At 42.1% G+C, this 23,758-nt stretch carries 21 protein-coding genes and 1 tRNA gene; 1 reads left to right on the top strand and 21 read right to left on the bottom strand.

Features of this window, described 5'->3' with window-relative positions; genetic code table 11:
• Positions 1-375: 375 nt before the first annotated feature.
• The 10 genes from ACTNDS_RS13570 to fba all read right to left on the bottom strand — a co-directional run bounded on the left by ACTNDS_RS13570 (position 376) and on the right by fba (position 12,542).
• A complete protein-coding gene (locus ACTNDS_RS13570) occupies positions 376-1,062 on the bottom strand; it encodes an HAD family hydrolase (RefSeq protein ID WP_441036341.1) in 687 nt (228 codons plus the stop codon).
• 99 nt (positions 1,063-1,161) lie between these two features.
• Positions 1,162-1,698, bottom strand: coding sequence for a nitroreductase family protein (locus ACTNDS_RS13565; RefSeq protein ID WP_173743831.1), 537 nt, complete (start codon positions 1,696-1,698; stop codon positions 1,162-1,164).
• Positions 1,699-1,781: 83 nt separating this feature from the next.
• Entirely contained in the window at positions 1,782-3,224 is a 1,443-nt protein-coding gene (locus ACTNDS_RS13560) for a L,D-transpeptidase family protein (RefSeq protein ID WP_441036339.1), read from the bottom strand.
• Positions 3,225-3,365: 141 nt separating this feature from the next.
• A complete protein-coding gene (locus ACTNDS_RS13555) occupies positions 3,366-5,075 on the bottom strand; it encodes an extracellular solute-binding protein (protein ID WP_441036337.1) in 1,710 nt (569 codons plus the stop codon).
• On the bottom strand, positions 5,072-6,844 hold the full coding sequence (locus tag ACTNDS_RS13550) for a cache domain-containing sensor histidine kinase (protein WP_441036335.1): 1,773 nt from the start codon (positions 6,842-6,844) through the stop codon (positions 5,072-5,074). The genes ACTNDS_RS13555 and ACTNDS_RS13550 overlap by 4 nt, the downstream gene beginning before the upstream one ends.
• The gene (locus ACTNDS_RS13545; protein WP_441036333.1) at positions 6,741-8,279 is read right to left on the bottom strand and encodes a response regulator transcription factor; all 1,539 of its coding nucleotides are present in this window, start codon (positions 8,277-8,279) and stop codon (positions 6,741-6,743) included. The genes ACTNDS_RS13550 and ACTNDS_RS13545 overlap by 104 nt, the downstream gene beginning before the upstream one ends.
• Before the next feature lie 117 nt (positions 8,280-8,396).
• Entirely contained in the window at positions 8,397-9,236 is an 840-nt protein-coding gene (locus ACTNDS_RS13540) for a carbohydrate ABC transporter permease (RefSeq protein WP_118511254.1), read from the bottom strand.
• Entirely contained in the window at positions 9,236-10,090 is an 855-nt protein-coding gene (locus ACTNDS_RS13535) for a carbohydrate ABC transporter permease (RefSeq protein ID WP_441036331.1), read from the bottom strand. Before ACTNDS_RS13535 ends, ACTNDS_RS13540 begins: the two co-directional genes overlap by 1 nt.
• An 86-nt stretch (positions 10,091-10,176) precedes the next feature.
• Positions 10,177-11,451 carry an ABC transporter substrate-binding protein gene (locus ACTNDS_RS13530; RefSeq protein WP_441036329.1) on the bottom strand — a complete coding sequence of 425 codons (1,275 nt, stop codon included), beginning with the start codon at positions 11,449-11,451 and terminating at the stop codon, positions 10,177-10,179.
• Between the two features lie 227 nt (positions 11,452-11,678).
• Positions 11,679-12,542, bottom strand: coding sequence for a class II fructose-1,6-bisphosphate aldolase (gene fba, locus ACTNDS_RS13525; RefSeq protein ID WP_441036327.1), 864 nt, complete (start codon positions 12,540-12,542; stop codon positions 11,679-11,681).
• A 261-nt stretch (positions 12,543-12,803) separates the two neighbouring features.
• On the opposite strand from fba, the gene ACTNDS_RS13520 reads away from it, so the two are divergent.
• Positions 12,804-12,885, top strand: a tRNA-Tyr gene (locus ACTNDS_RS13520).
• A 37-nt stretch (positions 12,886-12,922) separates the two neighbouring features.
• Here the strand turns inward: ACTNDS_RS13520 and ACTNDS_RS13515 are convergent.
• The 11 genes from ACTNDS_RS13515 to ACTNDS_RS13465 form a co-directional block, all read right to left on the bottom strand.
• Positions 12,923-15,037 (bottom strand): glycoside hydrolase family 13 protein, encoded by a 2,115-nt coding sequence (locus tag ACTNDS_RS13515; protein ID WP_441036325.1) that lies wholly within the window; start codon positions 15,035-15,037, stop codon positions 12,923-12,925.
• 429 nt (positions 15,038-15,466) lie between these two features.
• Positions 15,467-17,314, bottom strand: a complete 1,848-nt coding sequence (gene ftsH / locus ACTNDS_RS13510) for an ATP-dependent zinc metalloprotease FtsH (RefSeq protein ID WP_019160909.1) — start codon at positions 17,312-17,314, stop codon at positions 15,467-15,469.
• Positions 17,315-17,330: 16 nt separating this feature from the next.
• Positions 17,331-17,861 carry a hypoxanthine phosphoribosyltransferase gene (gene hpt / locus ACTNDS_RS13505; RefSeq protein WP_173743796.1) on the bottom strand — a complete coding sequence of 177 codons (531 nt, stop codon included), beginning with the start codon at positions 17,859-17,861 and terminating at the stop codon, positions 17,331-17,333.
• Complete coding sequence (gene tilS, locus ACTNDS_RS13500) at positions 17,854-19,254, bottom strand: tRNA lysidine(34) synthetase TilS (protein ID WP_441036322.1); 1,401 nt, start codon at positions 19,252-19,254, stop codon at positions 17,854-17,856. Before tilS ends, hpt begins: the two co-directional genes overlap by 8 nt.
• Positions 19,255-19,277: 23 nt before the next feature.
• On the bottom strand, positions 19,278-20,771 hold the full coding sequence (locus ACTNDS_RS13495; protein ID WP_441036320.1) for a SpoIIE family protein phosphatase: 1,494 nt from the start codon (positions 20,769-20,771) through the stop codon (positions 19,278-19,280).
• 145 nt (positions 20,772-20,916) lie between these two features.
• On the bottom strand, positions 20,917-21,240 hold the full coding sequence (locus ACTNDS_RS13490; RefSeq protein ID WP_243176460.1) for an FtsB family cell division protein: 324 nt from the start codon (positions 21,238-21,240) through the stop codon (positions 20,917-20,919).
• Entirely contained in the window at positions 21,192-21,644 is a 453-nt protein-coding gene (yabQ, locus tag ACTNDS_RS13485; protein WP_243874045.1) for a spore cortex biosynthesis protein YabQ, read from the bottom strand. The genes ACTNDS_RS13490 and yabQ overlap by 49 nt, the downstream gene beginning before the upstream one ends.
• Before the next feature lie 9 nt (positions 21,645-21,653).
• A complete protein-coding gene (yabP, locus tag ACTNDS_RS13480) occupies positions 21,654-21,935 on the bottom strand; it encodes a sporulation protein YabP (protein ID WP_173743800.1) in 282 nt (93 codons plus the stop codon).
• Positions 21,936-22,013: 78 nt separating this feature from the next.
• On the bottom strand, positions 22,014-22,253 hold the full coding sequence (locus ACTNDS_RS13475; protein ID WP_019160902.1) for an RNA-binding S4 domain-containing protein: 240 nt from the start codon (positions 22,251-22,253) through the stop codon (positions 22,014-22,016).
• A gap of 66 nt (positions 22,254-22,319) precedes the next feature.
• Positions 22,320-22,598: an HU family DNA-binding protein gene (locus ACTNDS_RS13470; RefSeq protein ID WP_019160901.1), complete on the bottom strand. Its 279-nt coding sequence runs from the start codon at positions 22,596-22,598 to the stop codon at positions 22,320-22,322.
• Positions 22,599-22,695: 97 nt separating this feature from the next.
• Positions 22,696-23,724 (bottom strand): phosphotransferase, encoded by a 1,029-nt coding sequence (locus ACTNDS_RS13465; RefSeq protein ID WP_441036317.1) that lies wholly within the window; start codon positions 23,722-23,724, stop codon positions 22,696-22,698.
• Between the last annotated feature and the right edge of the window lie 34 nt (positions 23,725-23,758).

Here is a 23,758-nt window from a genome sequence, read left to right as displayed (position 1 = left end):
ATAACACTCCTATCCGCCACTGTCAACCCCCTTTTTAACTTTTTTTATTTTTTATTTCCAATCACTATTCTTCCTTCCACAGACAAAAAAAATCCGCTCCGCCCCCTCCCCATACCAGCCACCAATCTACACCCCCTCCCGCCGCCAGCCACCAGCCCCGAAAGGACAGCGGGTGGGGAGGCTCGTGCAGGGAGCGTAGCAACTCTTGGGCCCGGGAGATCAGCGTTGCGAACAAATGGCCGCACTGTCTGAGCGAAGCGAGTTTGCGCCATTTGCGAGCGCCTTTAGCTGATCTCCCGGGCCTTAGAGTTTCTAGCTCCCGAAACCAGTCTTCCCACCCGCTGTCCTTTCGGGGCGTCCGGCCTCCGGCGCACCTCAATAAATCTCTTCTATCTGCTCCAACCGATCCACCCACCGTACACCATCCGGTATATCCATTCCCTCTTTCCTCCGGAACAGACAAACCTCCATCCCAAAGGCCTGTCCTCCCGCAATATCTGAAGTCAGAGAATCCCCGATCATCACCGTATCCTCCGGCAATATTATCTCCTTCCTCCCTTCATTCAGTTCCACAAAAGCCCTCTCAAAAAACACCTTTGAAGGTTTGGATGCCCCAATCCTCTCAGAAACGAAAATATAATCAAAATACTTCTTCATCCCGGCAATCTCCAGCCTGTGCACCTGTTGCTCACCAGGACCATTACTAGCCACACAGAGAATATATTTCCCTTTCAGATATTCCAAAAGCTCATAAGCTCCATCTTCCGGAATTGCACTGTCAAAAAGCCTGCCCCTGAAATATTTTTCAAAAACAGTTCCGTCAAACTCAATATCCAGATACTTGAAAATAATATTCCATCGGATTTTCTCCAACTCCTCAAACACTAGCGTTCCCTGCTCAATCTGCCTCCACAGCTTCGTATTCTCTCTGATAAAAATATCAAACATATACGGCTCATAAGGCTTTAACCCAAAGTGCTCAAACCCTTCCTTCATTGTCTGCTTTACATAACCATCAAAGCTAAGTAAAGTATTGTCTATGTCCAAAAAAACTGCCTTCACATTACCCTCCATCCGTAAAAACACATCATTAATAATGTAATCCAAAGAAATCAGAGGAAAATAACTTCACCTCTGATTCCGTTCTGTCAATCCTATATATTAATACACCTTCACAATCTCATCCAATTCTTTACGTCTAGGCCTCTTTGGCTCCTCTGCTGCCACACCCACAGCAATCACTGCCACTACCGTTTCCTCTTCCGGAATATCCAGCACCTTCCGAAGCTTCTCTCCATCCCTCAGCCCCATGATCAAAGTTCCATACCCCAGTTCTGCTGCCTTCAGAACAAAATTTTCATTCTGCAATCCCAGGTCATAACATCCCCAACCATTGCCCAATTCATTATCCGCAGTTTTGTCATTCTGGAAACCAGCTTTATCTTTTACAAAAGTAGTTACAACCAGTACTGCATTTTCAGCCTTACGGGCATTTCCCTCAGGCAGACATTCTCTGCGTACTCTCTCTGTCATCTCCTCAGACAATACACAATAATATCTCCCTGTCTCCGTATTCTTCCAGGAAGGAGCCTCCTGTGCAGCGCCAATCATCTCCATCAGTTCTTCTTTTGTGACCTTTTTGTCTGCTGCATATTTTCGAACACTTCTTCTTACTTCCATCAATTTCTGAAATTCCATCATCCAGTTCCTCCTGTTGTATTTTGAGGTCAAGCGGATAAAATCATCCGCTTCGCTACTTACTTGATTCGGTTAAACTGTTTTTAATATATAATAATGGGATATCCACCGTCAATATTTTCATAAATAATTGCAGCCTCTTCTTCCGGCAGATTGATACATCCATGACTTCCGTTTCCTGTCTTATAACGATTTCCTCCAAAAGCCGACTGCCAGGGTGCATCATGCAGCCCCTGCCCGTAGACAAAGGGCATCCAGTATTTTACCTTGGTATCATATCCGTATACATCGCTGGTAAGCGTAAAAGGACTTGCTTTATAGGCAATGGGCCAGGCTCCCGTATAGGTATGCCTCTCCTCTGTAGGCGCTCCGCTGACAATATCTGTTTCCGTTACCAACCCTCCATCTTTGTACAGCCAAAGGTGCTGTGCATCCAGACTTACCTCTATATAACTGCCTGCCAGATCATCTGTTCCGTTTCTCTGCATTCCTTTGCTGCTGTATACCGGTTCACGGACCACATCCTTGCCGCTTTTCAGATCAGCAAGCAGTTGGCTTAACTCGCCGCTCTGATCGATCCTGTAACCATATTCATTATCCTCCACAGTCACATCCGTACCCATAGAAGTATGAAAGGTTCTGGGAACATAAATGGTATTGTATTTATTGGCAAGCTGTGAAATAAAGGCCCCTGCCTGCTCCTGATCGATTACGATCTTTGTGCCCTGAATACTGATCCAGGAATTTACTGTTTGGGAATCCAGAGTCTCTGTCGTATTTCCAAAGGTATAGGTTATGGTAGCCTTGCGGTATTTTTTCAATTGTCCGTTTAGGCTTTTCAATTCCTTTTTCAATTCTTTTGAGGCCTTTACAGAAGGCTGCTTATATGCCTGCTGGTTCAGATCTATCTTGACTTCACCGGTGAGCAGCTTATCCTGAAACTCTGCTTCCAGCGTCTTGTCCACGTAATTTCGAAGACGTTCTTCATCAATCTGTGTCCCTGCCACCTGGTTTACTATAACAAATTTCTTTTTCTTCTTGCTGTATCTGATCTCAGCATTTTGAGCTTCCGTTCTTTCTTTCTCTCCAAAATGATCTTCTGTCAGTGCAGACTGTTCTGCTGTCTCATCTTTGTTTACCTGATATTCTATTTCGTAATTTTTCCAGGAGGCCAGAAACGTCCTTGTCTGATCACGCTGCTGTTTCAAGACTGTAAGTGCAGACTGAAGTGTTCCCTCATCCAGAGAATATCCCAGTTCCTCTACAGTTGTCTGATATACCTGACTGCCATCCTCCCGGAAAACAACCTTTTTATCCTGAAATGCTTTCCGGATGGTCTGTCCGGCCTTCTCCACATTCTGACCTGATACGTCCAGACCATATATGGTAATTTTTCTCCCCAGTGTGTCCGTATCCACTTTATGTATATAAACCAACAATCCTCCTCCCAGGAGTAAAAATAATGCAATACAGATCCCCAGGATAACTTTTATCTTTTTCTTTCTGTTTTTTTCTTTATTATCCATTTCCCGCCCCTGTTCTTTTGTACTCTTTTTAAGACTAATAAGTTTCAGGCAGGCTGTAAAACATTTTTTACAGCCTGCCTGAAAAATTATACCAGAAAAATATATAATTTTGTAAATTATATTTATACCAAAATATTCGCATTACCTGGAATCCTCCCGGATTGCTTTTACCAGTTGATCCCCTCCCTGTTCATACCATTTGCTTACGAATTCATCAAAATAGGATATGGGGCGCTTCCCCATGATAATCTGGATAAAAGTATTCTTCTCAAGAGTACCAAGAGTCTGAGGAATTTCCAGATTTGAAGTTTGCAGATAGATTTTCTCAGGAGTCCTGTAATCCGATTTCACCAGAAGACCTACTGCAGAAATGCGGGACTTGTAAGCTGCCCAGTCCTCCACTGTCACATTCTGCCCCTCCATATAATTTCTGCAGGCCTGATAGTAAGATTTCTCAATGGCACTGAGCTTCTCTTCTTCCATATCTCCTGCAATTACCTTCTGAATATGCTCTGTCACACGATAAGTGGCTTCATTGTAATCCACATTGATCACCAACGGCCTTGCTGTAGGATCCACATTCAGGGCAAAATAGCTGTTCATTTCATCTGCATCCTTTGCTTCATACCTGGTATAATCAAAAAGTACACTCAAAATCTTCATTACAATTTCAGGATGCTCATAACCTTTTCGCACCACTACATATTTGTTGTCTCTGAATGTAGAATAGGTTTCTGCCGTTTTCTGTATTTCTGCCGGAAAATAATATGGCTCCCAGTCAGAGTCCGGATCTTCTTCATACTCATCCATAAGAGGATTATTAGGCGTCCACCACAATCCGAAAAACGCCCCGCACTTTCCGCTGACTACCAGATCCCTTAGATTATTCTGAGCCCGCAGTGCAAAATTCTCATCCAGAATTCCCCTTTCATAAAGCTGGTTCAAATATTCCAGTGCATTCTTCGTCTCTTCTGTAAGAGAACCATATACCACTTCTCCATTCTCACCCTTTTGCCATCTCTGGGGATTGGCTCCGAATTTCTGAAAAACAGGGTCAACAGAATAACTACTACTTGTAGTTCCTACCAGTGAAGTATCACATACCAATCCAATAGGTTCTTCTCCAGGTGCTGCTCCCATCCTGTTTTTCTGAAAAGCTTCAATAATCTCAAAAGCTTCTTCCAGAGTCTGCGGTTCTTCTAATCCCAGCTTATCCATCCAGTCCTTACGAAGCCAGAGCAGGCAGGGACCATGATCAATAACAGTCTCAGGCATTGCCATCAGCTTCCCGTCATATTTCACAGAATCCAGAAGCTCGGTTCCATAACTGGAATACATAGCTTTGATTCTGTCTGTAGTACAGGATTCATACACCTCTGTCAAATCTTCTATCAGATCGTTTTCCACCATTTCATCCAGCATTTTCTTGTCCGAGATCACCATGACATCAGGGAGCATCCGATCTTTCACAATCACATTGACAAATTCATCATATCTGTCTTCACTTTCCATGTATGTGTTCTCATTCTGGATATTCAACATCTTTTTCAGATAACGGGTATATTCATTATTTTCATAAGTCTGCCCTTTGGGCAGATTGGAATTATTGGCACCATTCATCTGGGCAAGAGTATATGTCACAGTTTCAGGATACTTTCCATAGGGAGTTGTCCGGGCTTCTTCCCAGTCCCCGGATTCAGTTTTTTTCTTTTCCTCAACCCCATCCGTTTTTTCTGCTTTCTGCTGAGTCTCCTTTGTTGAATTATTACATCCGCTTTGAAGCAAAGTTATTCCCAGAATCAGAATTACAAAAAGCTTTTTTCCTGCCTTTGTCACACTCTGTATCATCATGATGTTTCTCCCTTTGGAATCCTCATTTCTACTACTGTTCCCTTACCTACACTGCTGGTGATACGAATTTTATACTCCTCTCCGTAAAGCAGACAGATTCGATCGTTCACATTTTTCAGCCCATAGCCTTCTGCCTGGTAAGTAACCAACGATTCTGCCACTGACTGTTCCATTCCCATTCCATTATCTTCTACCCGGAGAAGTACTGCATCCCCGGCATCCAGAAAGGACAGCTGCAGGATTTTATCTCCTTCTTCTTTTACATCCAGTCCATGCTCTAATGCATTTTCTACCACTGGCTGCAGGATCAGTTTAGGGACTTTTTCTGCTTTTACCTGCGGATCAATCTTCCACTCTACTGTAAAATCATTGTCATGCATCACCAACTGAATAGACAGATAAGCTTCAATATTACGGATACAATTCTCCACAGTTACCATATCCTCTCCCTTGCTTAGAGCTGTACGATAAAAAGTAGATAAATCCAGAGTCACCTTACTGATTTCTTTCTGACCGCTCTTAATAGCCATCCAGTTAATAATGGAAAGAGAATTATACAGAAAATGGGGATTGATCTGTGCAGTAAGCGCTTTCAGCTCAAATTCCTTAAGAGCTATTTTGTTCTCGTAAACTTCACTGATCAGACGGTCAATCTCCCCCATCATCCTGCGGAAGCTTCTGATCAGAACCCCCACCTCATCCTCTGCATCGCTGGTAACCGTAACCTCTCTGCTTCCATGATTTACCTGATCCATATTTTCCGTAAGCATTTCGATCTTGCGGGTAAATAATCTGGAGAAAGCCATACCCAGAATAAAAATGATCAGTACACAGCCTGCAATCAGCGGAATCTCAGAAAGCAACATCTGATAAACTGATTTTTCTACAGATTTTTTAGTTTTATACAGATAAAACTTCCAGCCCGTATTCTGACTGGTACTATTTACTGCTACATATTCTTTTCTGATCTGCTCTAAAATTTTATCCGATTCCCTTAAATCTGCCAAATCATTATCCTGAATGTTCTCATTACGGTACACAATATTCTGATTCTGATCCAGCACCATAGTTCCAGATTCTTCTGAGATAATATTTTTCAACGGTTTGAATATTTTATTGTAATCCAGAGTAATACACAGAACCGCCGTGCGGTTTCTTCCGTCGTAAATATTTCTCACTGCCGCAATCTCCGGTTTTTCCGTATTTACCAGCCACTGTACCTGCACTTCATCATTCAGCTGGCTGCTCCACCATTCCTGTCCTATCTCATCCATAGGTACAAGAGTATATTCATGTCTCACTTTAATACTGTCTGCAAAAATCTGTATCTGATTGATAGCATCATGATAGGATTTAGGCACTGTGAGAAGAGGATCCACAATCTGGGTATATTTGGCATATGCCACATAATTATCCATGTTTTTCTCATTGATCACTTCTTCAATATCCGGAGAATAGGTAAGATAATTGATCAGTCCTGTATATACTTCGATCTGGCTGTCAATACTTTCCCTGGTCTGTTCCAGGATGGATGAGGTATCCTCCACTTCATTATGGCGCACCAACCTGCTCATACTGTTATGGCTGTACAGAGCAAGCATCGTCATAGGCACCAGACTGGATGTCACCAGCAGGATTGTAAGCTTATGACGGTATTTCATATCTCTAAATTTCTTTCGGATTCTCTTCATCGTCACCTGTTCCTTTCCTGTAGGACTCAGGGCTGCTTCCGTAATATTCCCGGAAGCTTCGACAAAAATAGGATACATTGGAGAATCCTACTTTTTCACTTACCTGTGCCACCTTCATATTTGTGCTGCACAGAAGCTCCTTTGCCTTCTCCATACGGAATACCCGGATAAAACGGTTCAGGTTCATTCCTGTTTCCTTTTTGAAAATAAAACTCAGATATCCTGAGGACAAATATACCTTTTCTGCCAGCATCTCCAGGCTCAGATCCTCTCCGTAGTGCTGATAGATGTAATTTTTCACTGCAGCCACCTCATTTCTGGATTCACTCATAGAACGTTCCAGAAAATTTTCATACTCCCGGATATTCTCCTCAGTAACCTGAAGGATCTGTGAAATATCACTGCAGTTGTACAGTCTGTCAATCTCCTTATCCAGGCGGCGTTCCTCTGAGAACTGTGTTTCCTCAAACAATGCCTGGATCACATTGGAAAATACAAATTTAATATACATAGCCGAAAACTGGGTACTGCTTTTGTATTTGTCCGTAAGGCACTGAAAATGGACTTTCAGCTGCTGAATGTCCTTTCTGCTGATGTCCTCAGAAATTCTCTGCATCAGCTGGGAATCCTGGACAGCCTTGTCCGCATGACTGTACTCTTCCTCCTCATTGGAGAATACATGATTCTCCGGATGATAAAATCGCTCCTCCATCTGCTGTTCCAGCTCTGTCATGATCTCAGGCAATGCTTCACAGCCCTCAAACTTCCTGCTTACTGCCAGATGAAAGCTTCCCGGATACTGGCGCTTCATCACAGTATACAGCTGATTGGCTACCAACAGATAATCGCAATATACATCGTTAAACAAAAACAGAGACTGTCTGGCATTCAGATTCAGATAGAAAAATATTCTCCGCAGTTCCTTGCGCATATCCTCTGCCAGATTCTCATCTGCAGTATCAAAAAAATTCTGGGAGGATTCCACCAGAATGGCACAATGCCACTGATTCCAGGTATCCAGGTTGATCATTTCTCCGGCTTTTTCCAGAATTTCTTTTTTTCCTGTGTAAATATAATTCTGGAGAAAATACTGCTGGAGAAAATCCTGTTCCTTCTGATCTCTGATCTTGCGGTTTTTATTTTTGTCAATTTCACTGCGGACCTTTTCCAGTGTTTCACTGAAAATATCAGGATCCACCGGTTTTAAGACATACTCTTTCACACCATAACGGATTGCCTCCTGGGCAAAGGAAAAATCGTTATAGCCACTAAAGATTACAATCTGCAGCTCCTCTTTTTCCTCTTTTGCCTTTTTTGCCAGTTCCAGGCCATCCATATGAGGCATTTTAATATCTGTCAGTAGTATATCTATCTCCTCATTTCTCAGGATTTCCAATGCCTGGCGCCCGTTGGAAGCCTCAGAAATCTCAAATTCTCCCTCTTCCCTGGAAAGCAGAAATTTAATTCCCTCTCTCTCTATTTTTTCATCATCAACCACTAATACACGATACATAGCTTCTAACCTCCTACCCCCTTATATATACAAATAAAGATAGCTCCTGCAATTATGGAACTATCTTTATTTTCAGTCACTTATTATCCATATCAGCCTGCGTCTGATACTATTTTATCATCCTTTTACTGCACCTGCAACAACACCTTCAATAATATATTTCTGGCATACCAGGTAAACAATAACGATCGGGATAATATCGATCATAATACTTGCCATCATCGGTCCCATCTGTACATGACCGAAGCTTCCGCGGAAGTACTGTACTGCCATAGGAATTGTACGATATTTCTTAATGTCCAGTACCAAGGTCGGCAGAAGATAGTCATTCCATACCCACATCAGCTGAAGGATTGCAGTGGAGATAATGGTAGGCTTCAGAATCGGGATCAGGATCTTGAAAAATACCTGTAACGGATTACATCCATCGATCAGAGCAGCCTCTTCAATTTCCAGCGGGATTCCCTTTACAAAACCGGTGAACATAAATACTGCCAGTCCTGCACCAAATCCCAGATAAATAATACAGATATTATAAGGAGTGTTCAGTTTCAGTGTATCTGCTGTCTTTGCCAGAGTGAACATAACCATCTGGAAAGGAACTACCATACTAAATATGAACAGATAGTATAAAATCTTGGAAAGCACTCCATTTACACGGACAATGTACCATGCACACATAGAGCAGCACAGCAGGATCAGTACTACCGACATAACTGAGATCACAAGGCTGTACCAGAAAGATTTCAGGAAATCCATCTGTGTTACGCTGGCTACATAGTTTGTAAATCCATTCCATATTTCACCCAGAGGAAGTTCAAACACTCCTGTAGTTGTAATGGCTGATTCCTTTTTTAAAGAGTTTAAAAGGATCAGTATAATAGGATAAATCCAGAGAAGGGACAGTATGGTTAATATAATTGTAGGAATAATACTTTTCTTTTTATTGTTTTCCATTACTGCTGCACCTCCTTAGATGATGTTGCTTTAAGCTGAATCAGGGCAATGGCTACAACCAGAATAAAGAATACAACTGCTTTTGCCTGACCGATTCCCTTCCACTGTGGTCCGCTTCGTGCATAGAATGTATCATAGATATTCAAGGCAAGGAGCTGAGACTGCTTGGCAGGATCTCCACCTGTAAGAGAAAGGTTCTGGTCGAACATTTTAAATCCATTTGTCAGTGTAAGGAAGGTACAGATTGTAACAGACGGCATGATCATCGGTACTTTAATCTTGAACAGAATCTGTCTGGATGTAGCTCCGTCAATCTGTGCCGCTTCGATAAGGTCAGGTGAAACATTATTCAGACCTGCCACATAAATGATCATCATATATCCAATCTGCTGCCAGCACAGAAGGATCAGCATACCGATAAATCCGTTCTTTGCAGACAAAGCCAGCAGCGGCTGTCCCCATTTGGATAACAGACCATTTAATAAGGTCTGCCAGATGTATCCAAGAACAATACCGCCGATCAGGTTTGGCATAAAGAATACTGTTCTGAATGCATTGGTTCCCTTGAATCCTTTTGTCAGCGCCAGTGCAATGGCAAATGCCAGAACATTGATCAGAATACTGGATATAAAGGCAAATGCCACAGTCAGCCAGAACGCATGGCTGAAAGTATTATCAAGCAATATTTTCTGATAGTTTGAAAATCCTACGAAAGTAACATCCTGCACTGTGGTAAATTTACAAAATGAAAGGTAAATTCCCCAGATAAACGGCCATAAAAATCCGATTATAAATGCAGCCAGTGTAGGCACAACGAAAATCGGCCACCACTTTTTGATTGTTTTTCCTACCATGGTAAATCTCTCCTCTTCTTCCCATTCTCTGCTTAGAATCTATAAAAGGGAGACAGGAATCTCTGCCTCCCTTATTTTTTTATTCATTATTCGGAAAGTGCCTTCTCTGTTGCCCAGTTGTCGACAAACGCACTCTTAACATCATCCCAGGAGCCAGATCCTGCTGCATATGCTGTAAGAGCAGATCCAAGAGTATTTTTCCACTCTTCAGATGGCATTGTTGTAAAGTTCCATGATACAGGTGTCAGACCAGCTTCTGTGTACTCTGCATCCTGTTTTACAAATACATTGCTTGGTGCCTCTGCTGTTTTGAAAGGAATTGTGAATCCCATATCTTCAGCCATAGATTTTGTTCCTGCCTCAGAGGTTACACACCAGTTCATGAAATCAAGTGTTGCTTTTACATCAGCTTCAGATGCATTCTTATTTACACACCAGTAATTTTCTGTACCGGTTGCAAGACCTTCGTTTGCATCATCTACACCAAAGTAGATCGGGATCATAGCCAGCTCATCATCTTTGAATGTTTTAGAAAGTTCACCATATTCCCAGGAACCATTCTGATAGAATACTGCTTCACCATTTACAAATTCATTTCTGGAGTCATCTGCTGTTTTTGCAGAAAGCTCAGAACCGTCACAGGTAGAATCTGTAATATAAAGATCAAATACATTCTTGTAGTTATCAAGGTATGTACCTTTAATCGCATCTGTATCATCGATTCCGTCTTCTTTATACTCATAGTAGATTGGAAGGTTTGCAAGATGTGTTTTAAATCTCCAGTCAGAGGATCCGTCCATACCTGCGGAAGTAAATGCTCCCTTAATTCCCAGATCATCTTTTTTGCTCTGGATATCATCAGCAACTTTCTTTAAATCATCAAAGGATTTAATATCGTCCAGAGTATATCCTGCTTTTTCAAGTAAGGTCTTATTTACGATCAGACCATAGGATTCGATTACATATGCGATTCCGTCCACTGCATCTCCATCCTTTAAGCTGTAGGAATCAGATGTCAGCTGTGAGTAAATATCGGAATCTTTCAGATCATAGCAGTAATCTTTCCAGTTTTTCAAACCAACCGGTCCGTTTACCTGGAATAAAGTAGGTGCATCACTCTTTGCCATTTCTGACTGAAGTGTTGTCTCATACTGTCCGGAAGCTGCTGTAACAACAGTTACCTCTGTACCAGTTTCCTCTGTGTATTCTTTTGCCAGGTTCTGCCAGGCTTCATCCTGCTCTGGTTTGAAGTTTAAGTAATAAACCTTTCCGGCGTCATCAGCCATTGCCGGTACTGCCGGGATCATAGTTGCTGCCATAAGTACTGCCATTCCCATTGCTGTTACTTTCTTCATCTTCATAATCGTTTTCTCTCCTTTTCCTATGATGTTTTCTGTTTCATAACTTGAATATATTGTAAATTTTTCAGCAGGATTTCGCCATGATAAAAAATCAAGAAACATGATAAATTTTTCAGATATTGATTTTTTTATATATACATTTTTTTATATCATAAAAAAGAAGAAAAAAAACAGACCCCGTCAGGTCAATCCTGTCAGAGTCTGTTCTCTCTTTATGCCTTTATGTCTCAGGCTTTGTTAACTGATCCGAATAATTCCATTTTTTCCTTAACAGTAGCTTTGATTGCTTCGAAGCCAGGTGCAAGAAGTTTACGAGGATCGTATCCTTTACCCTGCTGATCTTTTCCTTCTTCGATATATTTACGTGTAGCTGCTGCAAAAGAAAGCTGGCATTCTGTATTAACATTGATCTTGGATACACCAAGGTCGATTGCTTTCTTGATCATGTCTGCCGGGATACCTGTGCCGCCGTGAAGTACCAGTGGCATATCTCCTGTCAGTTTCTGGATAGCATCCAGAGTCTCAAAGCTTAAGCCTTTCCAGTTAGCCGGATATTTTCCATGGATGTTACCGATACCTGCTGCAAGGAAATCAATACCAAGGTCTGCGATCATCTTGCATTCCTGAGGATCTGCACATTCACCCATACCTACAACACCGTCTTCTTCACCGCCGATGGAGCCAACTTCTGCTTCCAGAGACATTCCGTGTTCAGCAACGATCTTAACCAGTTCTTTAGTTTTTGCAACGTTCTCTTCGATCGGATAATGAGATCCATCGAACATAATGGATGAGAATCCTGCTTCCACGCATTTTAAACATCCTTCATAGCTGCCGTGGTCAAGGTGAAGAGCTACAGGAACAGTGATGTTCAGTTCTTCCATCATTCCATTAACCATACCAACAACTGTTTTATAACCGGTCATATATTTACCAGCACCTTCGGATACACCAAGGATTACAGGAGAGTTCAGTTCCTGAGCTGTTAAAAGGATAGCCTTTGTCCACTCAAGGTTGTTGATGTTGAACTGTCCAACTGCATAATGACCAGCTTTTGCTTTTTTCAGCATTTCTGTTGCGCTTACTAACATGATAAATTCCTCCTAATCTGTAACTGCCTTCTGATGCTACAGCTACGATAATCATCTCTTACATATGAAAAATATCCTGATTTATCTCAATAAATTATATTTTCCACATCCAGATAACTGTATATTACCAGATTTCAACAAATTCGTCTAGCGTTTTGCCAAAAAAATGACAACCAAAATCCTCAACCAACCCCTTATAAATTTATACAAAAAAGCACTTGCAATTTTCCAGAATATCCGCTATAATAACAAACGGTTTAAGGATGGATTCCCGAGTGGCCAAAGGGGGCAGACTGTAAATCTGTTAGCAACGCTTTCGAAGGTTCGAATCCTTCTCCATCCATAAAAGGTTCAGGCAAATGCCTGAACCTTTTTTCTTTCTAACAATTCTGATTTTTATGCCAGAGGACCATAACTCCTGTGCCCGGCATTAACACTCGCAATATGCCTGCAGATGCTACAAATTCCTCCTCCTGTTCCGTAAAATTATCTTTATCGGAAACCATAATCCTCTGAAGCTTCACATCCCCCAGCCGGCTGATTCCAGCCTGCCACAATGGAATTTCCACTTCTCTGTCTTCCTGACGGTTATTGATGATCACAATAATCTGTTCCTCTCGTGAAAATCTGGCATAGGCAAGCCCCTGATAATCATTCCATAAAAATGCCAGGGAACCTGTCTTTAATATTTCATACTTTCTGTGGATCCGGATCATCGCTTTGTGGAAATCAATCATCTGATAATCCTCACGCCCCCATGGATAGGAACGTCTGTTATCTGGATCTGTAAACCCGCAAAGCCCTGCTTCATCCCCATAATAGACAGTAGGAGCACCCGGCCAGGTCATCTGTATAGCAACTGCTTCACGCATCACAGCAGTATTTACTCCTTCGGAGGCTGCCTCAGCTCCTGCGTAAGAAATCCTTCCTACTCTGTGATTGGTCCTGGTCAGGAATCTGGAATGATCATGATTGGATAATTCGTTCATTGCGATCTGAAGTGCCGACATATGCAATGCACGCATATGTGTTTTCATAGCACCGATAAACGCATCACTATTTCCATAGAGATCCTCTCTGTACTCATCACTATGTTTCTCCATGCCTGTCAGGAACCAGGTCAAAGGTTCCATAAAAGCATCATAGTTCATAACAGTATCCCATTCATCTCCCTTAAGCCATCCTTCCGGATTTCCATAATGTTCTGCCAGAATAATTGCATTGGGATTTGCTTCTTTTACCGCTTTCCGGAAATCTTTCCAGAACTGATGGTTAAATTCATTGCTGTGTCCCAGATCTGCTGCTACATCCAGTCTCCATCCATCTACATTGTAAGGCGCAGAAACCCATTTCTGTCCTACATGCAAAATATAGTCATAAAGCTCCCTGGAGCCTTCATAATTTAATTTGGGCAGGGTATCATGTGCCCACCATCCATCATAAGTAGGATTATACGGCCACTTGTCAGGATCGTTAAAGGAGAAAAAGTTCCGATAAGGGCTATCGGCGCTGACATAAGCTCCCTTAGGATATCCCTCCTGCTTTTCATAAATCCGCTCTCTGTCCATCCACTTGTTAAAGGATCCACAATGATTAAATACACCATCCAGAATGATCTTCATTCCTCTTCTGTGTATCTCCGCTGTTAATTTTGCAAAAAGTTCATTACTTGCTTCCAGATTCTTTTTATTTGTCACACGTTTGATATATTTCCATGCATGTGAATTATCTCTGTCATCACCACAGAGAACCCCTTCCTCACAGTCTTCCACAATCCGTCCATAATGTGGATCCACATAATCATAATCCTGGCAATCATACTTATGATTACTTGGCGAAACAAAAATAGGATTCAGATAGATCACTTCTACTCCCAGATCCTGAATATAATCCAGCTTATTCATAATTCCCTGAAGATCACCGCCATAAAATTCCCTGACCCCCATTACAGCCGGAATCTTGCTCCAGTTCTCTACCTGTGAGCTAAGTTCTCCAATATAGGCATATTCCCCGGTCACAACATCGTTCGTTGGATCACCATTGAGAAAACGATCCACATAAATCTGATACATGACCGCCCCTTTTGCCCATTTCGGTGTATCAAATCCAGGATAAATTTCAAAGTCCAGCCGCTCCTCACGTTCCATGGAGACTCCCAGATTATTGTAATAGCAGGTTACAGATCCATATCTGATCTCAAAATAATAGCGAAAAATATCCTCTCCTACTGTGATCTGTACTGTATAATAATCAAAACCACTTTCAGTCTCACTATATTCCATCTGTTTACGCAGATTACCGCTTACCAGATAAACAGAATCCACATTGTTTCTCTGGGTCCGGAATTTAATGGTTACTGTATCTCCTGCTTTTGGTTCTGATGGACTTCTGTAATATTCTGTTCCATCTGAAAAAAGTGCCTCTTTATTAAAAACAGGGCGCATGTTTAAGATATACTGCATTTTTCTCCTGATATCTTTCTTTTCATGTTCCATGTCTGCCTGCTCCTCTCTTTTACCATTACATCCGACAGTTTCTTTCCCATCGCACATAATATTTTTAATATTATCATAAGAATTATCTGCATTTTTTATCCTGCAGAAATGTCCACACCAGGGACACTTACTATATTCTATATGAAAATCTCCCCAATGACAATAATCGGATTGCTATAAAAATGGCTTTTATTCAGTTATTCTGCCTAAACCCAGGATCATCAATAAAACCTCTGATTTGCATGTTTTCATCAACGAAAAAAAGACAGCGGGATAAAGCTGTCTTTTTTGGAGAAGGTATTTCTTCTTATGGGGTGTAGCAAAAACTATATAATGTATTGGGGGGGTTTTTACGATTTATATAGTACCATGGAGCAAGAGAAAAGTGTGCACAAACTTCACAAAATTCGGCACACTTTTTTGGCTGTTTTATATACTTGGGTTTTCTTCCACAGAATTTTCTCTTGTAAAAAGTGCTTCAAATTCATCTCTGTGTACTTTTTCCTTCTCAAGAAGAAGCTTTGCACAGCTGTGGAGCACATCCTCATGTTCCATAATGATCTCTTTCGCACGATCATGGCATTCTGTAATAATACGATGAATTTCTTCATCAATAGACCTGGATACTTCTTCACTGTAGCTTCTGGTGTGTGCCAGATCTCTGCCGATAAACACCTCATCGTCATCGTCTCCGTAGGAGATCAGGCCAATTTTATCAGACATTCCATATTTCATCACCATACTTCTGGCAGTAGCAGTAGCACGCTTAATATCATTGGACGCCCCGGTAGTAACATCACCAAAAATAATCTCCTCTGCCACACGGCCTCCTAACAAAGTCATGATATCCTGTAGCATCTGTCCTTTGGTGTTAAAAATCTCATCGTTATCCGGCAGCGGCATGGTATAACCTGCAGCCCCCATTCCTGTAGGAATAATAGAAATGGTATACACAGGATCCATATCCGGCAGTACATGAAAAAGAATGGCATGACCGGACTCATGGTACGCTGTAATCTTCTTCTCTTTGTCAGATATTACCTTACTCTTTTTCTCCGCACCAATACCTACTTTGATAAATGCACTCTTAATATCAGCCTGAAGAATAAAGCCTCTTTCCTGTCTGGCAGCCTCAATAGCAGCTTCATTCAGCAGGTTTTCCAGATCTGCACCTGTAAATCCTGCCGTTGTCTTTGCAATCTGTCTCAGATCCACATCCTCACCCAGAGGTTTATCCTTGGCATGGACACGTAAAATCTCCTCTCTGCCTTTTACATCCGGACGTCCCACTGCGACCTTACGGTCAAAACGACCCGGCCGCAGGATTGCAGGATCCAGAATATCCACACGGTTGGTAGCAGCCATCACAATGATTCCTTCATTAACACCAAAACCATCCATCTCTACCAGAAGCTGATTCAGCGTCTGCTCTCTCTCATCATGGCCGCCTCCCATTCCTGTACCACGCTGTCTTGCAACCGCATCAATCTCATCAATAAAGATAATGCAGGGGGCATGCTTCTTTCCTTCTTCAAACAGGTCACGCACACGGGAAGCACCTACACCAACAAACATCTCCACAAAATCAGAGCCGGAGATAGAGAAAAACGGAACTCCTGCCTCTCCTGCCACTGCCTTGGCCAAAAGTGTCTTACCTGTTCCGGGAGGTCCCACAAGGATCACACCTTTAGGAATTCTGGCACCTACTTTTGTATATTTCTGAGGAGATTTCAGAAAGTCTACTACTTCTACCAGATCTTCTTTTTCTTCCTCCAGACCTGCTACATTATTAAAGGTTACCTTTTTATCATCCGGAGAGGACATCCTGGCACGGCTTTTACCAAAATTCATCATCTTGGCATTACTTCCACCGCCTCCTGACATCTGCCGGTTCATCATCATGATCAGGAAAATCACCAGTGCTCCTGTAAGAAGTACAGGGAGCAGAGTTGTCAAAAATATGTTATCTCCCGGCACATTCTGCGTTGTAACATCAATATTATATTTATTCAGCAATTCAATTGCCTGGTTCACATCCGTCACATATACTTTTTTCTGACCGGAATCTGTGGTATCTACGATCACTGCACCGGTAGGAACCTCTCTGTTCTGCTGAATCGTTGCATCAACCACTCTGTTGTCTTCAAGAGCCTGTTCCAGCTGTTTCTGCGTATAGCTGCTCTGAGATACCACCTGATTATTTAAATAGAAATAACCAGCAACAAGAGCAACAAGCAGCACCAGATACAGACCAATTCTGCTTGGCTGTTTATTCACTTGATTCTGTCTCCTTTCAGTTTTCCCCCAGTTCCACTACTCCGATAAACGGAAGATTTCTGTATTTCTGCGCATAGTCCAGACCATAGCCTACCACAAACTCATCCGGAATATTAAAGCAGCTGTAATCCACCTTAACATCTCTTACTCTTCGCTCAGGTTTATCAAGCAGAGTGCACAAATGAATGCTTTCCGGCTTTCTCTTTCCAAGAATATCGATCAGATAACTCAGGGTTCTTCCGGAATCAATAATATCCTCTACAATAAGCACATTCTTACCCTCCAATGGCTGATCCAGATCCTTCACAATCTTCACAACTCCGCTGGACTTGGTATCATCTCCATAACTGGAAACAGACATAAAGTCAAGAGTTACCGGAACTGTAATTCTTTTTGCAAGCTCACAGGTAAAGAATACACCGCCTTTAAGGACGCAGATCAAATGTATTTCCTTTCCTGCATAATCTCTGCTGATCTTTGCTGCGATTTCTCTGATACGGGAATCTACTTCCTCTTCACTGAGTAAAACTCTGATTTTCTCACTCATTTTTATTTCCTCCTTGGTATGTTAATGCTAAAACCATCCTGGTACAGGGGGTTATTTTATATCGCTCACTTATCCTGCTTCCTATGATCCAAAGTATTTCATCCTCCACTGCAATGAGAGGAACCTGATTTCTCCTGTCTGCCGGGATCTTTTCATCAATCATACAGCGATTGATCTTTTTTCTGTCTCCTTTGCTGTTGATAACAATATAATCACCGGTTTTCCTGGTCCGGATGCACGGATACTTTATTATTCTATCATAATCCAGCCATTTCGTATACTTTTTTTCTTCAATCTTCTGCCCGTCATACAAAAATACTTCTGTATGGATCCTTCCCAAGGGACCAATTGTATCCCCGGGCACCAAAATCCTCTGCCCTGCAGGCTGATCAGAAGTTTTTTTCTCACAGATATCTTCCGAATATGTTACGTGCAAGTCTACTTCTGTATATCTTCTTTCTGCCTCCATTCCATAAGGAAGATTTATTTTTCTTCCTGTCTGCATATTCCACAGATTGCAAAGCTTCTGATAGTGAACAGAGGTAATATCCTTTCTCTTTCCTGCCAGTTTCTCCATTGCCTGCTGGAGTGCATAAATCTGAAGAATTTCCGGAGTCCCAAAAAATTCTTCTGTAAAACAGTACCTGCCCTCTCTATAAAATTTCTCTGCCAGCTCTGTCCCCCGGGCAGTCAGGTAGTCCTCTGCCTGAGAAAGCCTGAACGCGGTTTCTGCCATATGGGCAGTTGCTTTTGGATTGATCCCTTGCTCCAAAGCCGGTAAAATATGATGCCGTATCCTGTTTCGTGTATATTCATCGCACAGGTTTGTACTGTCCTGTATATGTGGAATCTGATATTTTTCCAGGAAATCAGCAATCTCCCCACGATTCAGGCACAAAATAGGACGTATGATTTTTTCCGCAGTCGGACGCATAGTGCACAATCCTCTCAAACCGGTTCCCCTGCACAGATTATGAAGCATGGTTTCTGCAAGATCTTGCTGATTATGTGCCAATGCAATACGTACCTTCTGATCTGTATAACTATGGGCAGCTTTCTCAAACGCCTCCCTGCGTACCAGTCTGCCGGTCTCTTCCTCCCCAAGCTTCCACTTTCTGCTTAAAGCAGGAACATCATAATGAAACACATGACAGGGAATTCCCCATTCCTCACAGATCTGCTCTACAAAAGCCCTGTCCCTGTCTGCCTCCTGTCCACGGATCCCATGATGTACATGCACAGCCGCAAGCTTAAAATCCAGCGGCTTCTGCAGTTCTCTCAGGATTGTGAGCATCAGCATGGAATCACTTCCTCCTGATACACCTGCCAGCACTGTATATCCGGCTTCTGTCATATGATTTTCTTTCATGTAACCAGCAATTCTTTTATACATTTCTTCTGTGACTCCTGTTTTCTCTATTTCTTCCAGATACCGGCCACCAGCACAGTCATATCATCTCTGGCACGGTAGTCACTGTATCCCAACACACGTTCCAGGATTTCCCGCCCCAGCTCCTTCGGTGACTCTTCATGTACATCCAGAATAATTTCCTTCATGGTTTCCTCCTCCTTCTGTACCGGAAGAGCATCCAATACCCCATCTGTCATCATGATCAGATAATCTCCATGATAAAGCTTTCTGGAAGCAGTTTCAAAATCAATCTGCTGAACCAGTCCGGCTGCCAGACTTTCAGAAGTGATCGTTTCTACCCCATGTCCTCTTTTAATAAAAGTAGAAGCTGCTCCAGCCTTCAGAAAGTTGCAGATTCCTGTATACAGATCCACAGCACACATATCTACTGTAGAGAACATTCCTTCCTGTCCTTTAAGTACCAATGCGGAATTTACCATTTTGGCAGCAGTTTCCTGGGAAAAGCCTGATTCCAGAAACTGCTCCAAAAGTTCTACCACAGTCTCGCTTTCCCTGCACGCATCCATACCTGACCCCATTCCGTCTGAGAGGCACATAATAAAACGCCCTCCCTCCTCCTGCCTGCACAGATAATTATCGCCGGAAACCTTCTCTTCTTCTCTTGTCAGAGTTGCTGTACCATATAACATCTGATAACTGACATCCTCAACAAAATGTGCTGTATGATACTCTCCGTTTACAATACATCGGCTTCCGCTGGCAGGTGCCATAGGTTTTTCACAAAGTTCAGACAAAAGCTGTGCAATTTCTGTCATGGAAATACATTGCCCGCTTCTGGCTCTCATAGTGAGAAATATCTGTTTTTTGCTTTTGCGCCTGTCCATCATCCATACCTGACGTAAGATCACATGACGCTTCCGAAGTATTTTCCGAAGCTTCTCCTCAAATTCCGGAGTACATCTTTCCATATCATACAGATCATCAGCCATATGTTCCATAATCCTGGAAACTTCCCCAAGCTGCTGCGCCACTGCCAGCCGGTTCTCAATCATACGGTTGTCCCATATCTGGTTCATTTTCTCCAGCTGAAAATTTTGAAAAACTGTATGGTAATACTGCACGGAACGCCCGCAGAAGCTCATCCAGTCCCCCCGAATCTGTTGGATTTCTTCTTCCTTTCCACTTTCCAGTGCCCGGACCAGCAGCTCTGTCTCCTGACACATCTCTTTGCCCCTGCTTTCCCAGCAGATTTCTCTCCGATAGCATCTGGCACACACCTGTTCATTGGTATCTTCTGTAATCTGTCGTATCTGTCCGCTGCTTAAGTAATCCCTGGGATATGGCATACCATAAAAAGTGTCTGCCAGTCTCCGAAAAGAGGCTGCATACTGCTCCACCCTTTCCTTCTGGGGATGACTGTCACACAAAGCGATCATTTCCTGTGTATCCGGTACATTTCCCGCCAAAATAGTTTTTGCCATGTCCCGTATGATCAGTGTTATACTGATCACGAGCATGGCAAGCATCCATTCCTGCATATTCTCCCTCCCCTTATCTGTTACTGTCCTGTTCTCACAGTACCCCCTTCATTCTCCGTCAAAGAAATATTATAAGGATTGGGTTTTAAAATATCTGTCAAATACAGACGAACAAATCTGAAAAGTTTTCGACATATAGGCTCTGCTACTGTTCCTTTTTAAAAACAGTCTCATTATCCTTCGCAAGTCCCAACTTCTCCCGGGCGATTTCCTCCACATACTCATCTGTCTGCATATATTCTTTCAGTTTATCAATATCTTCTGTACGGGCCTGTTCATTCTCTATCTCCTGCTCTATGGTAGCAGCCTTGGCATCATACACTGCCAGACGCTCTCTGAGATTCCGGCTCTCATGCATTAATCCTCCCAGAAGTACCAGAACAACCAGCGCAATAGCAAGCATTCCAAGAGAATTATATCCTATTTTTCTGTTTCTTTTCGTTTTTCGTTTCTTCTTAGAATTACCCAATTTGCCAGCCTTCCTTTTACTACATGTTTATACCAGAAAATTTTACCTCTTCTGACCGGAAATAGCAACCATTTTATTATTTTTTTCCCAATAATTATACAAATATCAAAGAGTATTCCACAAAACTTCACAAAGAAAGGACTGACAGTCAAATGACACAGACCAGCTCCTGCCGCCAAACTCAGAATCATATAAAAGCGGAGATTTCCATCATTATTCCGGCAAGTCCTGGCAAAGATATACAGTGCACTTCCTATCCAGTACAGAATGTCCTGTGCATTTGATATTTTGCGGGAACGAACAGCGTACTTTCTAAATACTTTCAGCAGATCATAGCACAAAAGGAGAACAGCCCCCGTTCCCAACGCCTGAATTACAAGAAATAGTTCATGATGAATAAACATACTCATCTGTTAATGAAATAACCTTCTGAGAAGTGGTTTTTCTCTATTATCTGCATTTTTAGAAAGATAACAGAGATTATCAACTCTTCCCTCCAGATCAATTTCTCCTTTTTCCAGATTCAGGCGCTTCACATGAAGCTGTTCTCCCTTTATCAACAGTTTTCCCGCTTTTGTAAAAAGCAGTATTTCTTTATCATCAAAGGATTTTATATCCTGTACACCGGTCACCGTACCTATCCGGCGATCCCTCAGCTTCAGACTATGGTCAGAAAGATTTCCCCTTTCTTCCAACTTTGTCCTCCGGATTTCTTTTCCTCTTACTTATCAGTAGTTTATGTGCAGAAAACTTTAAATAGAAGTAATTTCAGCTCAAAGATATTTGTACATACTCTCTACATCTTCTTTCTTCACAGTCTCCCTGACCTCCAGAACTTCCACCCGTACATTTTTGCTTCCAAACTGGATTTCAATCACATCTCCTGTTTTGATCTGTACAGATGCCTTTGCAGGTTTGTCATTTACCAGGACTCTGCCTGCATCGCAGGCTTCATTTGCCACAGTACGGCGCTTAATCAGTCGTGAGACCTTCAGATATTTATCTAAACGCATAATTCCTCCTCACAGGTAGTAAAAAAGAGGGAACTTCCGTCCCCCCTGTCGGCTATCGTCAATCAATTATTTCGCGTTAACCATATCCTTTAAAGCTTTTCCGGCTTTGAATTTAGGTGCTTTAGATGCTTCGATCTTCATTGTCTCACCAGTCTGAGGATTTCTTCCCTCTCTAGCAGCTCTTTCACTTACTTCAAATGTACCAAATCCAACTAACTGGATCTTTCCGCCATTTTTCAGTTCTTTAGAAACCACATCAACGAAAGATTTCAGTACGTCTTCTACATCCTTCTTGGATAAATTTGTCTCTTTCGCCATAGCTGCTACTAATTCTGTTTTATTCATGGTGTTTCCTCCTCTAATACTCTCTTTCTTGTTTGTCAGCACCCGCCAGAAGCGACAGCGCTCTATCATTAGTTTATATACCATTTCCCTTATATTGTCAAGGTTTTTCACCACATTCAGCCAATTCTGTATGATCGTTCAGAAAATATTTTTGAAAACAATTCTGTATAAATTTTTCCCATATTTCTTTCTGATTAATCAGGTTTTCAAGCTTTTCCACATTTTTCCCGGAAATCCATACTTTTTTGTGTGAATAGTAATAATTGGCCAGTTTCCAGTATTTTTCAGGATAAGTAAAACGCACCTTCAGATTCTGCCATTCCTGATAAGAAACAGGTCGGATCCTGTGATATTCTGTCAGCATTTCTTTCCCCAATGTCAGATCCCAGCTGTATTTTTCCAGAATTTTTCTCATAAAATGATACAGATCTGCCATCTGAATATCAAAACACCAGTTTCCGAAATTCGTCACTGCTTCCCCTTTTCTCAGCATCAGTACATTATGCTGATTATATGCTCCGTGACAGACAGTTCCCTCCTTCCAGGCTTTTTCCCTGAGACTGTCATAATCCGTTTCTTCCAGCATTTCCAGTGCCAGCTCCCCCCTCTGTAAAAATCCCTCTACGCTGGAAAGAAATTTTTTTTCAAAAACTCCGGAAGCACCTTTCTGACGGATAAACTTGCGTATCTTTCGGATTTCCCGGTTATGCCGTATATATTCCTCCCTCAGCGATCTTGCCCTGTATTCTTCTGCAGGCTCCATTTTCATGACATTATGTAATTTTGCCAGTGTTCCTACACTTTTCAGAATGTCCTCTCTTGATCTGGTACTGCATTCCTGCCCTTCATACCAATGCTGAAGTGTAAACATCTGCTCATCCTTACTCTGACTGATGAGACTGCCCTGGGTATTTTCCAGGAAATAATCTGTATTTATGCCATTTCCCTGAAGGAGAAGCAAAAGCTCCTGCTGTTTTTTCAGTTTTTTTTCCGAACCGTGAAACTCTCTCAGTATCAAAATTCCCTGTTCTGTATAGCAAAGCAGGGCACCCCTTGTCCTTGCAGAACGTTCTGCATTCAGGCCATACTGAGAAAGAGTGCCTAGTCCGTAATCATACAATGACATATCCCCCTCTTTTTTTGTACTTTCTATACATATG

The sequence above is a fragment of the Blautia sp. HCP3S3_C12 genome (assembly GCF_052064155.1).
In the GTDB taxonomy this organism is placed as follows: domain Bacteria; phylum Bacillota; class Clostridia; order Lachnospirales; family Lachnospiraceae; genus Blautia_A.
The sequence above is the reverse complement of the archived record's forward strand: the minus strand, read 5'-3'. Positions and strand labels throughout refer to the sequence as shown.

What these genes read in the sequence shown, in the direction of transcription:
- ACTNDS_RS13565 (WP_173743831.1), bottom strand. Translation starts at nt 1,698, where the DNA reads ATGGAATTTCAGAAATTGATGGAAGTAAGAAGAAGTGTTCGAAAATAT.
- ACTNDS_RS13560 (WP_441036339.1), bottom strand. Translation starts at nt 3,224, where the DNA reads ATGGATAATAAAGAAAAAAACAGAAAGAAAAAGATAAAAGTTATCCTG.
- ACTNDS_RS13555 (WP_441036337.1), bottom strand. Translation starts at nt 5,075, where the DNA reads ATGATGATACAGAGTGTGACAAAGGCAGGAAAAAAGCTTTTTGTAATT.
- ACTNDS_RS13550 (WP_441036335.1), bottom strand. Translation starts at nt 6,844, where the DNA reads ATGTATCCTATTTTTGTCGAAGCTTCCGGGAATATTACGGAAGCAGCC.
- ACTNDS_RS13545 (WP_441036333.1), bottom strand. Translation starts at nt 8,279, where the DNA reads ATGTATCGTGTATTAGTGGTTGATGATGAAAAAATAGAGAGAGAGGGA.
- ACTNDS_RS13540 (WP_118511254.1), bottom strand. Translation starts at nt 9,236, where the DNA reads ATGGAAAACAATAAAAAGAAAAGTATTATTCCTACAATTATATTAACC.
- ACTNDS_RS13535 (WP_441036331.1), bottom strand. Translation starts at nt 10,090, where the DNA reads ATGGTAGGAAAAACAATCAAAAAGTGGTGGCCGATTTTCGTTGTGCCT.
- ACTNDS_RS13530 (WP_441036329.1), bottom strand. Translation starts at nt 11,451, where the DNA reads ATGAAGATGAAGAAAGTAACAGCAATGGGAATGGCAGTACTTATGGCA.
- fba (WP_441036327.1), bottom strand. Translation starts at nt 12,542, where the DNA reads ATGTTAGTAAGCGCAACAGAAATGCTGAAAAAAGCAAAAGCTGGTCAT.
- ACTNDS_RS13515 (WP_441036325.1), bottom strand. Translation starts at nt 15,037, where the DNA reads ATGGAACATGAAAAGAAAGATATCAGGAGAAAAATGCAGTATATCTTA.
- hpt (WP_173743796.1), bottom strand. Translation starts at nt 17,861, where the DNA reads ATGAGTGAGAAAATCAGAGTTTTACTCAGTGAAGAGGAAGTAGATTCC.
- tilS (WP_441036322.1), bottom strand. Translation starts at nt 19,254, where the DNA reads ATGTATAAAAGAATTGCTGGTTACATGAAAGAAAATCATATGACAGAA.
- ACTNDS_RS13495 (WP_441036320.1), bottom strand. Translation starts at nt 20,771, where the DNA reads ATGCAGGAATGGATGCTTGCCATGCTCGTGATCAGTATAACACTGATC.
- yabQ (WP_243874045.1), bottom strand. Translation starts at nt 21,644, where the DNA reads ATGTTTATTCATCATGAACTATTTCTTGTAATTCAGGCGTTGGGAACG.
- ACTNDS_RS13475 (WP_019160902.1), bottom strand. Translation starts at nt 22,253, where the DNA reads ATGCGTTTAGATAAATATCTGAAGGTCTCACGACTGATTAAGCGCCGT.
- ACTNDS_RS13470 (WP_019160901.1), bottom strand. Translation starts at nt 22,598, where the DNA reads ATGAATAAAACAGAATTAGTAGCAGCTATGGCGAAAGAGACAAATTTA.
- ACTNDS_RS13465 (WP_441036317.1), bottom strand. Translation starts at nt 23,724, where the DNA reads ATGTCATTGTATGATTACGGACTAGGCACTCTTTCTCAGTATGGCCTG.